This is a genomic window from Microbacterium sp. K35 (assembly GCF_004794375.1).
Classification (GTDB): Bacteria; Actinomycetota; Actinomycetes; order Actinomycetales; family Microbacteriaceae; genus Microbacterium; species Microbacterium sufflavum.
The window spans coordinates 1-14,415 of sequence record NZ_SSDM01000043.1 but is presented as its reverse complement, the minus strand read 5'-3'; the positions used below and the strand labels follow the sequence as shown (position 1 = coordinate 14,415).

At 72.2% G+C, this 14,415-nt stretch carries 13 protein-coding genes; 9 read left to right on the top strand and 4 right to left on the bottom strand.

From position 1 onward, the window contains the following. From DW299_RS01090 to pdhA, 3 genes are all read right to left on the bottom strand, one after another. A partial coding sequence (locus tag DW299_RS01090) for a biotin/lipoyl-containing protein (RefSeq protein ID WP_342589041.1) occupies positions 1–417 on the bottom strand: 417 nt, incomplete at its 3' end. Then, positions 414–1,505, bottom strand: coding sequence for an alpha-ketoacid dehydrogenase subunit beta (locus DW299_RS01085; RefSeq protein WP_446724773.1), 1,092 nt, complete (start codon positions 1,503–1,505; stop codon positions 414–416). The genes DW299_RS01085 and DW299_RS01090, both read right to left, overlap by 4 nt. Continuing rightward, positions 1,502–2,620, bottom strand: a complete 1,119-nt coding sequence (gene pdhA, locus DW299_RS01080; protein ID WP_136029125.1) for a pyruvate dehydrogenase (acetyl-transferring) E1 component subunit alpha — start codon at positions 2,618–2,620, stop codon at positions 1,502–1,504. Before pdhA ends, DW299_RS01085 begins: the two co-directional genes overlap by 4 nt. Before the next feature lie 150 nt (positions 2,621–2,770). Here pdhA and DW299_RS01075 point away from each other — a divergent pair, with 150 nt between their 5' ends. From DW299_RS01075 to DW299_RS01060, 4 genes are all read left to right on the top strand, one after another. Next, entirely contained in the window at positions 2,771–3,208 is a 438-nt protein-coding gene (locus DW299_RS01075; RefSeq protein WP_205812604.1) for an Lrp/AsnC family transcriptional regulator, read from the top strand. A 204-nt stretch (positions 3,209–3,412) separates the two neighbouring features. Further along, the gene (locus tag DW299_RS01070; RefSeq protein WP_136035331.1) at positions 3,413–4,720 is read left to right on the top strand and encodes an HNH endonuclease signature motif containing protein; all 1,308 of its coding nucleotides are present in this window, start codon (positions 3,413–3,415) and stop codon (positions 4,718–4,720) included. A gap of 47 nt (positions 4,721–4,767) precedes the next feature. Beyond that, positions 4,768–6,246: an aldehyde dehydrogenase family protein gene (locus DW299_RS01065; RefSeq protein ID WP_206251592.1), complete on the top strand. Its 1,479-nt coding sequence runs from the start codon at positions 4,768–4,770 to the stop codon at positions 6,244–6,246. A gap of 182 nt (positions 6,247–6,428) precedes the next feature. Continuing rightward, positions 6,429–7,895 carry a GMC family oxidoreductase gene (locus DW299_RS01060; protein WP_136035332.1) on the top strand — a complete coding sequence of 489 codons (1,467 nt, stop codon included), beginning with the start codon at positions 6,429–6,431 and terminating at the stop codon, positions 7,893–7,895. Between the two features lie 20 nt (positions 7,896–7,915). On the opposite strand, the gene DW299_RS01055 is transcribed toward DW299_RS01060, so the two are convergent. Continuing rightward, positions 7,916–8,527: a TetR/AcrR family transcriptional regulator gene (locus DW299_RS01055; RefSeq protein ID WP_136035330.1), complete on the bottom strand. Its 612-nt coding sequence runs from the start codon at positions 8,525–8,527 to the stop codon at positions 7,916–7,918. A 151-nt stretch (positions 8,528–8,678) separates the two neighbouring features. Between DW299_RS01055 and DW299_RS01050 the strand changes: the two genes are divergently transcribed. The 5 genes from DW299_RS01050 to DW299_RS01030 are packed head-to-tail and all read left to right on the top strand — an operon-like array spanning position 8,679 to position 14,405. Next, positions 8,679–9,689, top strand: coding sequence for an ABC transporter substrate-binding protein (locus tag DW299_RS01050; protein ID WP_136035329.1), 1,011 nt, complete (start codon positions 8,679–8,681; stop codon positions 9,687–9,689). A gap of 5 nt (positions 9,690–9,694) precedes the next feature. Beyond that, positions 9,695–10,474 (top strand): ABC transporter permease, encoded by a 780-nt coding sequence (locus DW299_RS01045; protein WP_136035328.1) that lies wholly within the window; start codon positions 9,695–9,697, stop codon positions 10,472–10,474. Next, the gene (locus DW299_RS01040) at positions 10,474–11,310 is read left to right on the top strand and encodes an ABC transporter permease (RefSeq protein ID WP_136035327.1); all 837 of its coding nucleotides are present in this window, start codon (positions 10,474–10,476) and stop codon (positions 11,308–11,310) included. The genes DW299_RS01045 and DW299_RS01040 overlap by 1 nt, the downstream gene beginning before the upstream one ends. Beyond that, entirely contained in the window at positions 11,307–12,092 is a 786-nt protein-coding gene (locus DW299_RS01035) for an ABC transporter ATP-binding protein (RefSeq protein ID WP_136029137.1), read from the top strand. Before DW299_RS01040 ends, DW299_RS01035 begins: the two co-directional genes overlap by 4 nt. After that, complete coding sequence (locus DW299_RS01030) at positions 12,093–14,405, top strand: arylsulfatase (RefSeq protein ID WP_136035326.1); 2,313 nt, start codon at positions 12,093–12,095, stop codon at positions 14,403–14,405. Positions 14,406–14,415 lie beyond the last annotated feature (10 nt).

The window sequence follows — 14,415 nt, the reverse complement described above, 5'->3', positions numbered from 1 at the left end:
GGGGCGGCGGCGCCGGCCCTTCGTGGTCGACGCCGAGGTGCCGTAGCCGATGAGCACGTTGCCGGAGCCGGCGCGCTCCTCCTGCCGGTACGCCTCCTGCTCGGTCGTCGCGGCGGGGTCGGCGTCTGGCGTGCCCGCGGCGTCGTCCGGCACGTGTCCGGGGTCGGCGACCTCCAGGACCGGGGCGCCGACGTCGATCGTGTCGCCCGGGGTGCCGTGCAGCGCCGTGATCACACCAGCGAACGGCGACGGCAGCTCCACGACGCTCTTCGCGGTCTCGACCTCGGCGATCGCCTGATCGGTGACGATCGTGTCGCCCACCGCGACCAGCCACTGCACGAGCCCGGCCTCGGTGAGCCCCTCGCCGAGATCGGGCAGGCGGAACACGCGGACGGCGGTCTTCACGGGAGTGCTCATGCGTCCTCGTCCCAGTGCAGCGTGTCGATCGCGTCGAGCACGCGGTCGACGTCGGGCAGATACCAGTGCTCGAACTTCGGCGGCGCGTACGGGGTGTCGAAGCCCGTCACGCGGCGCACGGGCGCGGCGAGGTACTCGAAGCACCGCTCGAACACGCGCGCCTGGATCTCCGAGGCGACGCTCACGAAGCCCGGCGCCTCGGAGATCACGACAGCCCGCCCGGTGGAGCGCACGGCGGCGGTCACGGTCTCGTCGTCGAAGGGAGACAGCGACCGCACGTCCACCACCTGCACGCTGCGCCCCTCCGCCGCCGCGACCTCGGCCGCCTCCAGGGCGAGCGCGACGGAGGCGCCGTAGGCGAGCAGCGTGACATCGGTGCCGTCCCTGGCGACGCGCGCGGAGCCGATCTCGGCCGTGACGGTGGTGTCGACCTCGCCCTTCGACCAGTAGAGCTTCTTCGGCTCCAGGAACACCACGGGGTCGGGCGAGGCGATCGCCGCGCGCAGCAGCGAGTACGCGTCTTGCGGGGTGGACGGGCTGACGACCGTGAGCCCCGGGGTGTGCGCGTAGTAGGCCTCGGACGAGTCGCAGTGGTGCTCGACCCCGCCGATGCCCCCGCCGAACGGGATGCGGATGACGAGGGGCATCCGGATGCCGCCGCGCGTGCGGTTGCCGAGCTTCGCGACGTGGCTGACGATCTGCTCGAACGCCGGCAGGGCGAACGCGTCGAACTGCATCTCGACCACGGGGCGCAGGCCGTTCATGGCCATGCCGACCGCCGTGCCGATGATGCCGGACTCTGCGAGCGGGGTGTCGAAGCAGCGGTCCTCGCCGAAGCGGGCCGTGAGGCCGTCGGTGATGCGGAACACCCCGCCCAGCGCGCCGACGTCCTCGCCGAACACGACCACGTCGGAATCGGCGGCCAGTGCGTCGGCGAGCGCGAGGTTGAGGGCGGCCGCCATCGTCATCGTGGCCGGTGCGGGCGCGGCGTCCGGTGCGTCGGTGCCGCCGGTTTCGGTGTTCGCGATGTCGGCGGGGGCCGTGTCGGCGGGGGCCGCGGGACGGGTGTCGTGCTCGGCGATGCTCATCGCTGTCCTCCGTTCGTCGCGGCTGCGGCGTGGGCGAGCCCGTCTCGTTCGAGTTCGCCGTGCAGCAGCTGCCACTGTTCCTCGAGCTGAGGCGACCGGCTCGTGGTCACGAAGCGGAACAGGTCTTCCGGGTCGAGGTCGGCGTCGGTGTTGAGCGCCTCGCGCATCGCGGCGGCGATCTCCTCCGCCCCGGCGGCGAAGCGCTTCTCGGTGTCCTCGTCGAGCGCGCCCGCGGCGGTCAGGTGTGCGCGCAGTCGCAGCAGCGGGTCACGGGCGATCCACGCTTGCACCTCGTCGCGCTCGCGGTAGCGGGTGTCGTCATCGGCGTTCGTGTGCGCCTGCATGCGATACGTGTGCGCCTCGACGAGCGACGGCCCGCCGCCCGCCCGCGCGCGATCCACGGCCTCGGTCAGCACGGCCAGCACGGCCGCGACGTCGTTGCCGTCGACGCGCTGGCCCGGCATGCCGTAGCCGATCGCCTTGTGGGCGAGCGAGGGAGCGGCCGTCTGGCGCGACAGGGGCACCGAGATGGCGAACTCGTTGTTCTGCACGAAGAACACGACCGGCACGTGGAACACGGCGGCGAAGTTCATCGCCTCGTGGAAGTCGCCCTCGCTCGTCGCGCCGTCGCCGCACAGGGCCAGCACGACCGTGTCCTCCCCGCGGTGTTTCGCCGCCTGCGCGAACCCCACCGCGTGCAGCAGCTGCGTGGCCAGGGGAGTGGCCTGCGGTGCGACCCGGTGCGCGCGGACGTCGTACCCCGAGTGCCAGTCGCCCTTGAGGAGCACCAGAGCCTCGGCCGGAGCGACACCGCGGGCGATCACGGCGACCGAGTCGCGGTAGGTCGGGAACAGCCAGTCCCGGTCGCCGAGCACCATGGCCGCCGCGACCTGGCACGCCTCCTGCCCGTGCGAGGACGGGTACACGGCGAGGCGCCCCTGTCGCACGAGCGCGTTGGCCTGCTCGTTGATGCGGCGGCCCTCGACCAGACCCCGGTAGGCGGTGAGCAGCGTGTCCGCGTCAGGCAGCGCGTAGGCCTCGTCGTGGACGGTCGTGCCGTCCGCCGTGATCAGATTCACCGCGGTGTCCCGCGGCAGCAGGTCCGTGTGCAGCATCGTCCGCCTTCCTCGCCGAACTCGATGAGGACAGCATGCCCCGGTCGCGACAGTCATCCAATATCCCCGGTCAGATCGTGGACGATTGCACGATGGTTGCGGATCTGGCGTTCACAATGTCAGGATTCAGACCGGGATGAGAGGGGTGCCATGACGGCCCTGGATGACACGGATCGCGCGATCCTCGCCGAGCTCCGAAGGGACGCGCGGGCGTCGATGACCGCGATCGCCGAGGCCGTGCACATCTCCCGTGCCGGGGCGCACGCGCGCATCAAGAGGCTGACGGACGCGGGGGTCATCACCGGCTACACCGTGCGCACCGACCCCGTACTGCTGGGTCACCACGCGAGTGCCTACGTGACCCTCGCGATCGAGCAGGCCACGTGGCAGGACGTGCGGGCCCGGCTGCGGGCGATCCCCGAGATCGAGCACATCGCCCTGGTCGGCGGAGACTTCGACGTGCTCCTGCTCGTGCGGGCCAACGACGCCCGCGACCTCCGCCGCATCGTGCTCGAGGACATCCAGGCGATCCCCTCGATCCGGTCGACCCGCACGATCCTGATCTTCGAGGACGACGACCGCACCTGAGGCTCGAGCCACGGCGACGTGGTGCCCGGGTGAACGACGTGGAGACGGGGCGGGCGGTTGATCGTGCGCCCGTCGTGCGCTGCCGTCGAGGGCTGTCCGCGAGCCCGCGCTGGTACGGGATGTGTCGCTCGGGTGTTCCGGAATATCTCTCTGGCCTGGGGTTATCCGGCTCCGAATGTCGGTGGCCCCCGATGGAATCGTCCCATGGAGAGCACATCGGCAGCGGTTCTGGGCGACACGGTCGTCGCCCTCGATGCGGTGCTGCGATCCGGCACCCTGAGTGCTCTCGCCGCGGGGGACATGATGGAGCTGCTGCGGGTGGCGGGCGAGATCCAGCGACGGGTGGAGGCCGTGGTCGTGGAAGCGGTCGCGAACGTCGATCAGCGTCCTGCGGGGTCGGGGGAGCCGGCGTTCTGCGGGCGGTTCGGCTGCCGGTCGATGAACGAGCTCCTGCAACGCGTCCTCCGGGTGGACGCGGCGACCGCCGCACGGACACTGAAGGCCGCGCGGCTGGTGCGCCGCGAGGTCGACCTCTCCTCCGGGGAGTGGCTCCCGGCGCGGTGGCCGGCGCTGCGCGACGCCCTCGTCGAGGGGGCGATCGGCGTGACGGGGCTGCTGGCCGCGACCGGGCCGATCGAGCAGGGTGCGCTGCTGCCCGAGGTCGCGGGGCAGCTGCAGCGGATCTGGGACGCGTACCTGAACCCGAAGGTCGAGGGACCGCCGGTTCCCGGCGTCCACTTCGTGCCGTCCGCAGATCTCGATGACGCCTCCGCCGGCGACCTGCCGGTCTCTCCGGAGGACGACGCGCTCCCGTCCGGAGATGCCGGAGGGATGGTCGATGGGCGGACCCGCGCACAGAAGCAGCACGATGCGCTCGCGGCAGCGCTGGGGATCGCGGCCCGCCACGACGACATGCCGCGGTTGGGTGGCGGCGCCCCGACCCTGGTGGTCACGGTCGCCGCCGAGGACTTCGCCCGAGGACGAGGCTGGGCGCAGGTCGAGGGCGTCGGCACACCGGTCTCGACCCGGGTCGCCGTGCACACGGACTGCGGCGGCACGGTGCAGCGTGTCGTCTTCGGAGCGGGCGGAAGGATCATCGGGCTCGGGTCGAGCGAGCGGATCTTCACGACCGCGCAGCGCCGGGCGATCTGTGCGCGGGACCGCGAGTGCCTCATCCCCGGGTGCCACGTCCCCGCCGCCTGGTGCGAGATCCACCACGTCACGGAGCATGCCCGCGGGGGCGCGACCCACACCGACAACGGCGTCGCGCTGTGCTGGCACCATCACCGCACGCTCGACACCTCCGGCTGGCAGATCCGCATGCGAGACGGAGTGCCGCTCGTGCGGGGGCCGGCCTGGTGGGATCCCGCGCGACGATGGCGCACCCCACCGCCGAGGGGGCCGCGCCCCGGTGCGGAGCCGCCGCACGCCCGCCGCGCGCGCATCCTTCGCGCGGAGACATCTGCGGCGCGCTCCGCGACAAGTGTCGTCGGAGGGGCCGACCGACAATGAGAAGAAGACCGGCGTCCGCGCCGTGACCCGCCGAAGGAGAGACACCGATGTCCGATTCCGCCGTTCCCGTAGCCGTCGACTCGGGATCCACCGATTCCGCCGCGTCCGCAGCCGCCGCTCTGCTCGACCGCATCCAGGCGCCGGAGGGTGCCGGCCGGGAGATCCCGGACGCCGCGACCCGGGAGGTCATCGGCCGCGCCCCCGTCGCGACGGTCGCCGACCTCGACGATGCGATCGCCCGCGCCAAGGCAGCGCAGCCCGCATGGGAAGCCCTCGGACACGAGAAGCGCAGCGAACTCCTCCTGGCCGCGGCCGACGCGATCGACGCCAACGCGGAGGGCCTCGCCTATCTGCTGTCGCGCGAGCAGGGCAAGCCGCTCAACGGCCCGAACGCGCGCTTCGAGCTGGGGGCCTGCTCCGCGTGGCTGCGCACCAACGCCACCACCGTGCTCGAACCGCAGGTGCTGGTCGACGACGAGACCCTGCACGCCGAGCTCGTGTACAAGGCGGCGGGCGTCGTCGGCGCGATCGGCCCGTGGAACTGGCCCCTCATGATCACCATCTGGCAGATCGGGCCGTCGCTGCGCATGGGCAACACGGTCGTCGCGAAGCCCAGCGAGTACACCCCGCTGAGCGTCCTCGCGATGCTGGCCGTCATGAACGAGGTGCTGCCCGCGGATGTGCTCATCGGCATCTCCGGCGACCGCGAGGTCGGTGCGCGACTGGCCTCCCACCCCGACATCGACAAGATCATGTTCACCGGCTCCACCGCGACCGGCCGCCGCATCATCGAGAGCTCCGCCGGCAACCTCGCCCGCCTCACCCTCGAGCTGGGCGGCAACGACGCCGGCATCGTGCTCCCCGGCACCGACGCCGCCGCGATCGCCGAAGACCTGTTCTGGGGCGCCTTCATCAACACCGGCCAGACCTGCGCCGCCATGAAGCGCCTCTACGTGCACGACTCGATCTACGACGACGTGGTGAACGCACTCGCCGCGATCGCCGAGCAGGTGCCCATGGGCAACGGTCTCGACGAGGGCAACGTGCTCGGGCCGCTGCAGAACCGCCCGCAGTTCGACATCGTCAGCCGGCTCGTGGAAGACGCGAAGAGCCGCGGCGCCCGGATCGTCACCGGCGGAGAGCCCGCATCCGACCTCGGCGAGCTGTTCTACCGCCCGACGATCGTGGCTGACATCGACAACGACGCCGCGCTCGTGCAGGAAGAGCAGTTCGGCCCGGCGCTGCCCGTCATCCGCTACAGCGACGTGGACGAGGCGTTCGAGCTCGCCAACGCGCTCGACGTCGGCCTCGGCGCGTCCGTGTGGTCGAGCGACCCCGAGGCCGCCCGCGAGGCCGCGTCGCGCATGCAGTCCGGCACCGTGTGGATCAACTCGCACGGCGGCCTGCACCCGATGGTGCCGTTCGGCGGCGTCAAGAGCTCCGGCTACGGTCTGGAGTTCGGCGTCGAGGGCCTCAAGTCGGTCGCGGTCACCCAGGTCGTGTCCGGCCCCGGGCGCAAGGCCTGACCGTGGCAGCCGAGAACCCGGGCGTGACCGAGGGCCCGGGCGCGGCAGTGAACCCGGGCGTGACCGAGGACCCGGGCGCGGCAGTGAACCCGGGCGTGACCGAGGACCCGGGCGTGACCGAGGACCCGGGCGTGACCGTGAACCCGGGCGCGGCCGTGAACCCGGAGTCGGAGCAGCCCGCGATCCGGTCCGCGATCGTCGTGGGCGCCGGCACGTCGGGCGCGATCGTCGCGCGGCGCCTCAGCGATGCGGGCGTGGCGGTCACGCTGATCGAGGCGGGCGGCTACGACACCAACCCGGCCATCCACGACCCGTCCCGTGCGGGGGAGCTGTGGCACTCGGCCGAGGACTGGGACTTCTTCACGGTGCCGCAGCCTCATGCGGGAGGGCGTCGACTGCACCTTCCCCGCGGCAAGGTCACGGGCGGGTCGCACGCGCTCAACGCGATGATCTGGGTGCGCGGCGCCGCGTCCGACTACGACCGCTGGGACCGCGAGGGCGCCACGGGCTGGAGCTGGGCCGACGTGGAGCCGGTGTTCGCCGCGATCGAGAACGACCTGCTCCCGGTCACCGACGACTATCCGCTCTCGCCGATCCAGGCGTCGATCATCGAGGCGGCCGTGCAGGAGGGCCTGCCGCACAACCCGAACTACAACGGCGGTGTGCTCGACGGGGTCTCGCAGGAGCAGGTGACGATGCGCGACGGGCGCCGCGTGAACACGTGGACCGCGTACGCGCAGCCGATCGCCGAGCAGCTCACCATCCTCACCGGCCGCGAGGTGCACTCCGTGATCGTGCACGACGGCCGCGCGGTCGGCGTGCGGCTGGGCGAGGGGGAGGAGACGGAGGAGGTGCGCGCCGACGAGGTGATCCTCGCGGCAGGCGCGATCGGCACGCCGGTGATCCTGCTGCGCTCCGGCATCGGCCCGGCCGACGAGCTCGACGCACTCGGCATCCCCGTGGTGCTCGACGCGCCCGGCGTGGGCAGGAACCTGCACGACCACCTGCTGTCGCCCGTGATCTTCGCCACCGGGAAGAAGCCCGTCGGCCCGCCGCAGCCCGGTGTCTCCGTGACCCAGAGCCACCTGTTCTGGCGGAGCCGCGAGGGCCTGCCAGAACCCGACACCCAGCCCATCCACTTCTCCGTGCCGATGTGGGGCGAGCTGGAGCCGCGCGGCAGCGACGGCTTCACCCTCATGGCCGGTCTCGTCACGCCGTACAGCCGGGGGTCGCTCCGGCTCACCGGGCCGCGGCTCGCCGACCCGCCCGCGATCGACCTCGCGGCCCTCGAAGACCAGCGCGACGCCGACGCCCTCGCCGCCTCCGTGCGCCAGTGCCGCCGCATCGGCACCCGGCCGGCGCTCGCCGAGGAGTGGGGCGCGACCGAGGTCTACCCGGGGCCGGACGTGCCCGACGACGCGGTCGAGGACTGGGTGCGCCGCACCGCCATCACCTACCACCACCAGGTCGGCACGTGCCGCATGGGCTCCGACGCCGAGGCCGTGGTGGATCCGCAGCTGCGGGTGCGCGGCATCGACGGCCTCCGCGTCGTCGACGCCTCGGTCATGCCCACGGTCCCCACCGGCAACACGAACGCACCGGCCGCCATGATCGGGGAGCGCGGCGCGCGCTTCGTCCTGGCGGGCTGACGGGGGAGGGTCCGGTGCGATCAGCGGGAGGGCGGGGCGGCCGGGCGGCGCAGCATCGACAGCAGTGCGTCGAGCGCGTCGTTCAGCCGTCCGTCCCCCGCGGAGTCCGGCATCAGCACCGAGATCATCTGCCAGCCGGCGTTGCGGGACGCGATCTCGTTGACCGCCGTCTCGATGTCGACGTGGTCGGCCAGCTCGCCGTCGTCGCGCGCCTCGATCAGGCACTGGCGGAACAGGTCGCGCCAGTGCAGGTTGTTCACGCGGTGGATGCGCGTGACCTCCTCGTCCTGCGAGGCGTGGTCCCAGAAAGCGATCACGACCTTCGCGTACAGCGGGCCGTTCGGGCTGTAGGGCAGGATCTCGCGGCACATGCGCTCCAGGGCCTCCAGCCCCCGCACGCCCTCGATGCGCGCGTGGATGCGGTCGTTCGCGAGCGTGTAGAGCCGGAGGAACGCGGCGGTGAGCACGCTGCGCTTGTCGGGGAAGTACCGGGCGATCGCGCCGTGCGCGTACCCCGCCTCCGTCGCGATCTCCCGCATGGTGAGCTTGTCGAATCCCACCCGGATGATGACCTGCGTGGCGGCGTCGGCGATGTGGTCGCGGCGCTCGTCGTGGTCGACGATCTTCGGCATCGATATCCCCCTCTGCATCAACCCTCATCTGCATGACCTTTTTCGTCACCATTCGGTGACTAATGTAACCCGATCGTAACCGCAGCCCTGCAAGGCACGAGTACGATCTTTAAAATCACCAGCCGGTGACTAACTCGAAGAGGAGTTCTCCATGAACATGAATCGACTCGCACGACGGGCGGCCGGAGTGGTCGCCGCGGCGGGAGTGCTCGCGCTGGCCGCGTGCACGTCGTCCCCGGCCGACTCCGGCTCCGGCTCGGGCGCGGGCGGCGAGCTGACCACCCTCAAGGTCGCCACCATCGGACTCGTCTCCGACGGGGCGCTGCTGCTCGGACAGGAGCAGGGCTTCTTCGAGGACGAGGGCCTGGCGATCGAGACGTCGGTGGTCGCCAACCCGCCCGCGGGCCTCGCCGCCGCGCAGAGCGGCCAGGTCGACATCGCCTACGCCCCCAGCATCCCGCTGCTCAACGCGCTCGCGAGCGGGGTGCCGCTCAAGGTCGTGGCTCCCGCCGACGGCTACGTCGACGGCGCGGCCGACGCCGAGGACCCGGCCGAGGTCGACGACACCGGCCTCTACGCCTCCGCGGCGAGCGGCATCACCGACGTCGCCGACCTGGAGGGCGCGACCATCGCCATCCCCGCCCGCAAGGCGCAGCTGGAGGTCGTGATCACCGATGCCCTCGACCGCGCCGGCGTCGATCCCTCCTCGGTCGAGTGGGTCGTGCTCGACTTCACCTCCGCGGTCGCGGCGCTCAAGAGCGGCACCGTCGACGCGGCGGGCCTCGTGAGCCCGTTCACCGGCGAGGCCGCTGCGGCCGGGGCGACGTTCGTCTCCGCCCCGTCGGTCGGCTTCTTCGAGGAGGGTGCCGTCGGACTGTGGACCACGGGGGAGAGCACCCTCTCGGGCAAGGCCGATGCGATCGCCGCGTTCCAGCGGGCCATCGCCAAGAGCAACGCCTACGCGAACGAGCATCCGGAGGACGCGATCCAAGCCGGCATCGACGCCACCGGCTCGACGCTCACGGTCGACGAGGTCAAGCTCCCGTTCTGGCCCGCCGAGGTCGCCCCGATCGACCTCGAGCGCGTGAACGAGAAGCTCGGGAAGCTCGGCTTCCTGCCGTCCCCGGTCGACCTCGAGGGCGTCGTCGTCGCCGCGGAGTGAGCACCATGACCCGTTCCCCCTTCGTCCCACCCCTCGTCGGAGCGGTCGGCGTCCTCGCGGCGCTGGCTCTCTGGGAGTGGTCCGCGACCGCCGGGCCCCTCGCCGACTCCCCGCTGCCGCCCGCGACCGCTGCGATCGGCGAGGCCGTGCGCCTGCTCGGCACCCCCGCCACCTGGACCGCGCTCGGCGACACGCTCACCATGGCGCTCGTCGGGCTCGTGCTCGCCATCGTGATCGGCGTGGTGCTGGGCGTCGCGATCGGCACCTCGCCGCTCGCGATGCACGCCACGCGTGTACCCCTCGAGTTCCTCAAGCCGATCCCGCCGATCGTGATCCTGCCCGTGGTGGTGCTCGTGCTCGGGCCCACCCTGGGCATGGGGATCTTCCTGGTGTTCTTCGGCTGCTTCATCGCGATCGCCGTGCAGGCCTCCGCCGGCGTCTTCGACACCGATCCGGTGGCCAGGGCGACCGGGCGTTCGTACGGCATGGGGCGCGGCGAGATCCTCGGCCGCATCGTGCTGCCCAGCGCCCTGCCCTACATCGGCACCGCGATCCGCGTCGCGGCGCCCACCTCGCTCGTCGTCGCGGTCGTGGCCGGGCTGCTCGGCGGCGGGCCCGGTCTCGGCCAGAGCCTGCTGCTGTCGCAGATCAGCGGCAACCAGGCGCAGCTGTTCGCCTACGTGCTCCTCCTCGGTGTGCTCGGCCTGCTCGTGCAGGGACTGAGCCAGTGGGGCGAGCGGCGGCTGCTGCACTGGCACCCCCAGTACCGGAAGCAGGTCGTGTGATGACCCTGACCACCTCGATCCAGACCCCCTCGCGCCTGTTCAGGAGGCGCGGCCAGGGCGGCCTCCCGCGGGGCGTGCTGATCGGTGCGGAGATCGCCGTGCCGGTGCTGCTGCTCGTGCTGTGGTGGGTCGCCTCCGCAGCCTCGACCAACGCGTTCTTCCCGCCGCTGCAGGTGATCCTCCAGCGCCTGTGGCAGCTCGCGCAGACGCCGGCGTTCCTGGTCGACGTCGCCTCCTCGGTCGGCAACCTCGCGCTGTCGTTCGTGCTGGCGACCGTGATCGGCGTGCTGCTCGGCCTGGTGCTCGGGCTCATCCGTCCGCTCAGCTGGCTGGTGGAGCCGACCGTGCACTTCTTCCGCGCGATCCCGCCCGTCGCGCTCGTGCCGATCTTCGTGTCGCTGATCGGCTTCGGCACCGAGACCCGCATCCTCTCGATCACCCTCGCCGCGGTGTTCCCGATCCTCATCTCGACCATCGACGGGGTGCGGGCGGGGGAGCCGACGCTCGACATGGTCAGCCGCGTCTACCGGCTGACCGGCCCCGAGCGGCTGTTCTCCGTGATGCTGCCCGCCGCGGGGCCGCGCATCCTCTCCGGCATGCAGGTCAGCCTCATCACCGCGTTCGTCGTGATGATCGCGAGCGAGATGCTCGGCTCCTCCACCGGACTGGGAGCGGCGACCCTGCTCGCGCAGCAGTCGTTCGCGATCCCCGACATGTGGGCGGGCATCCTCGTGCTCGGCATCATCGGCTACGCCGCCACCGCCCTGTTCACCCTCTTCCGGCGCCGCGTGCTGCGCTGGTACATCGCCTCCCAGCAACAGGAGAAGAACGCATGACCACCATCGAGAGCGCCCCCGTGCGCCTGCGCGTCGACGGACTCGCCAAGTCGTACCAGACCCGCAACGGCCTCGTGCCGGTGATCGCCGACCTCACGTTCGACGTGCGCGCCGGCGAGGTGTGCTGCATCGTCGGCCCGTCCGGCATCGGCAAGACCACGCTGCTCAAGTGCCTCACCGGGCTCCAGGGCATCACCGCAGGCAGTGCCGCGATCGACGGCGTGCCCATCGACGGCCCGCCGCAGGAGATGGCCCTCGTGTTCCAGGAGTACACGCGCTCGCTCATGCCGTGGCTCACCGTGGAGAAGAACGTGCGGCTGCCCCTGAAGCACCTGCGTCTGCCCGCCGCGGAGCGCGAGGAGCGGATCGGCGCCGCGCTCGCCGCGGTCGGCCTCTCCGGTGCCGAGGCGAAGTTCCCGTGGCAGCTGTCGGGCGGCATGCAGCAGCGCGTCGCCATCGCCCGGGCGATCGCCTACCGGCCCGAGGTGCTGGTGATGGACGAGCCCTTCGCCTCGGTCGACGCGCAGACGCGCTTCGAGCTGGAGGACCTGTGCCTGCGGATCCGCGAGCAGTTCGGCATGACCATCGTGATCGTCACCCACGACATCGACGAGGCCGTGTACCTGTCCGACCGGGTCGTGGTGCTGGGCGAGCGGCCGGCCAAGGTCACCGAGATCATCGACATCGACCTCGGCCCGCGCGACCAGCTGACCACGCGGGCGCTCCCGGCGTTCGCGGAGCTGCGCACGCGCATCTTCGAGCTGATCCGGAGGGCCGGCTGAATGGCGGCCGCAGACGCCCGCGGCTACGAGGGCTTCGAGGGCACGGCGGCGGAGTTCACGTCGGAGTCGGAGCCGTGGTGGCCCGAGCCGCGGCGGGCGCGGCCGGGGGCGCCGAACGTGATCGTGATGCTGATCGACGACCTGGGTTTCAGCGACCTCGGCCCGTTCGGCAGCGAGATCGACACGCCCCACATCGACGCCCTCGCCGGCGACGGCTGGGTGTTCACGAACTACCGCACCGCGCCGATGTGCTCCCCGGCGCGGGCGGCGCTGCTCACCGGCCTCAACCCGCACCGCGCGGGCTTCGGGTTCGTGGCGCACGTCGACCCCGGCTACCCCGGCTTCTCGTGCGAGCTGCCCGCGGCGGCCCCCACCCTCGCGGAATCGCTGCGCGCCGGCGGCTACGCGACCTTCATGGTCGGCAAGTGGCACCTGACGCTGGAGTCGCGGCTGCACGACGGCGCCGACCGCCGCACCTGGCCGCTGCAGCGCGGGTTCGACCGGTACTTCGGGAGCATGGACGGCTTCACCTCGCTGCACCACCCGCACCGGCTCGTGCAGGACAACTCCGTGGTGGACGTGCGCGAGTTCCCCGACGGGTTCTTCCTCACCGACGAGCTGACCGACCGCGCGATCGGCATGATCGACGACCTGCGCGTGAACGAGCCCGACCGCCCCTTCTTCCTCTACTACGCGCACACCTCGGTGCACGGGCCGATCCAGGCCAAGGAGGCCGACATCGAGAAGTACCGCGGCCGCTACGAGGACGGCTGGAACCGGATGCGCGAGCAGCGGTTCGCCCGGCAGCGCGAGCGCGGCATCGTGCCCCCGCACGCCGAGCTGCCGCCCGACCCGCTCGCCGACGGCGCGAGCATCCCCGCGTGGGACGCGCTCGACCCCGAGGAGCAGCGGCTGTTCGCCCGGCACATGGAGGTGTACGCGGCCGCGGTCGACGAGATCGACCAGAGCGTGGGGCGGCTGCGCGCGCGCCTGGAGCGCAGCGGCGAGTGGGACAACACCCTCGTGGTGCTCGCAAGCGACAACGGCGGCACCGCGGAGGGCGGCCCGACCGGAACCCGCAGCTACTTCGCCCAGTTCGGCGCCTCCGGGGCGATGCCCGACGGCTGGGTGCGCGACGTGCCGCGCGACGTGGACGACATCGGCGGCCCGCGGCTGTTCGGGCAGTACCCGACCGGCTGGGCACGCGTGTCGAACACGCCGTTCCGCTCGTTCAAGGCCACGACCTACGAGGGCGGGGTGCACGCGCCGCTGATCGTGTCGTGGCCCGACGCCCCCATGACGGGCGGCCTGCGCGATCAATTCGTGTTCGTGTCGGACCTCGCCCCGACGATCCTGGAGCTGTGCGGCGTGCCCCCGCTCGACGAGCGGCACGGACGGCCGGCACTCGAGATGGACGGCGGCAGCATCGCGTCCGTGCTCGCCGACCCCGCGGCCGACGGCCGGGAGGCGCAGTACTTCGAGTGCGTCGGACGGCGGGCGATCGTCGAGGGCGGCTGGAAGGCGCTGTCGACCGTGCCCCCGACGCGCGACGAGGGGCCGGAGGGCGGGGTGTGGGAGCTGTACGACCTCGCCGCCGACCCCACCGAGACCCGCGACGTGGCGGCCCTGCACCCGGAACGCGTCCGTGCCCTCGCGGCGCGGTGGCACGCGGAGGCCTGGCGCAACACCGTGTTCCCGCTCGACGACGAGGGCGCCCTGTTCCGGCTGCGGCCCGACACCGAGGAGCCCCTGTCGGCTCCGGTCGACCTCATCCCGTTCCGCCCCCCGCTGGAGCGGTTCCGGTCGTCCAAGCTCACCGTGCTGCGGTCGTTCCTGGTCGAGGTCGACGCGCTCGTGCGCGACGATACGGCGGGCGTGATCGTGGCGCACGGCGACCAGGGCGGCGGTTACCTGCTCGCGCTCGACGACGGCGCGCCGCTGCTGGCGTACAACGCGTACGGGGCGATGCACCGGGCGGACGGCCCCTGGCTCGCTCCGGGGTCGCACGAGCTGGTGCTGCGCGTGGACGAGCGGCCGGGACTGCGGTGGCGGGTCGCGCTCGACGTGGACCGCGCCGAGGTCGCCCGCATCGACGACGTGCCGATGCTGCTCGGGATGGCGCCGTTCACGGGCATCAGCGTCGGCTACGACTACGGCGGCCCGGTCGACTGGGAGCTGCACGAGCGGCACCGTTCCTTCCCGTTCCGCGGCGGTGAGCTGCGGCGGGTGCGCTACGTGCCCGGGGAGCGGTCGACGCATGACGCGACCGAGCTGCGAGCCGTCGGACGGGCCGTGCTGGCGGTCGCCGACTGACCGGGACCGC

What these genes read in the sequence shown, in the direction of transcription:
- DW299_RS01085 (WP_446724773.1), bottom strand. Translation starts at nt 1,505, where the DNA reads ATGAGCATCGCCGAGCACGACACCCGTCCCGCGGCCCCCGCCGACACG.
- pdhA (WP_136029125.1), bottom strand. Translation starts at nt 2,620, where the DNA reads ATGCTGCACACGGACCTGCTGCCGCGGGACACCGCGGTGAATCTGATC.
- DW299_RS01075 (WP_205812604.1), top strand. Translation starts at nt 2,771, where the DNA reads ATGACGGCCCTGGATGACACGGATCGCGCGATCCTCGCCGAGCTCCGA.
- DW299_RS01070 (WP_136035331.1), top strand. Translation starts at nt 3,413, where the DNA reads ATGGAGAGCACATCGGCAGCGGTTCTGGGCGACACGGTCGTCGCCCTC.
- DW299_RS01065 (WP_206251592.1), top strand. Translation starts at nt 4,768, where the DNA reads ATGTCCGATTCCGCCGTTCCCGTAGCCGTCGACTCGGGATCCACCGAT.
- DW299_RS01055 (WP_136035330.1), bottom strand. Translation starts at nt 8,527, where the DNA reads ATGCCGAAGATCGTCGACCACGACGAGCGCCGCGACCACATCGCCGAC.
- DW299_RS01050 (WP_136035329.1), top strand. Translation starts at nt 8,679, where the DNA reads ATGAACATGAATCGACTCGCACGACGGGCGGCCGGAGTGGTCGCCGCG.
- DW299_RS01045 (WP_136035328.1), top strand. Translation starts at nt 9,695, where the DNA reads ATGACCCGTTCCCCCTTCGTCCCACCCCTCGTCGGAGCGGTCGGCGTC.
- DW299_RS01040 (WP_136035327.1), top strand. Translation starts at nt 10,474, where the DNA reads ATGACCCTGACCACCTCGATCCAGACCCCCTCGCGCCTGTTCAGGAGG.
- DW299_RS01035 (WP_136029137.1), top strand. Translation starts at nt 11,307, where the DNA reads ATGACCACCATCGAGAGCGCCCCCGTGCGCCTGCGCGTCGACGGACTC.
- DW299_RS01030 (WP_136035326.1), top strand. Translation starts at nt 12,093, where the DNA reads ATGGCGGCCGCAGACGCCCGCGGCTACGAGGGCTTCGAGGGCACGGCG.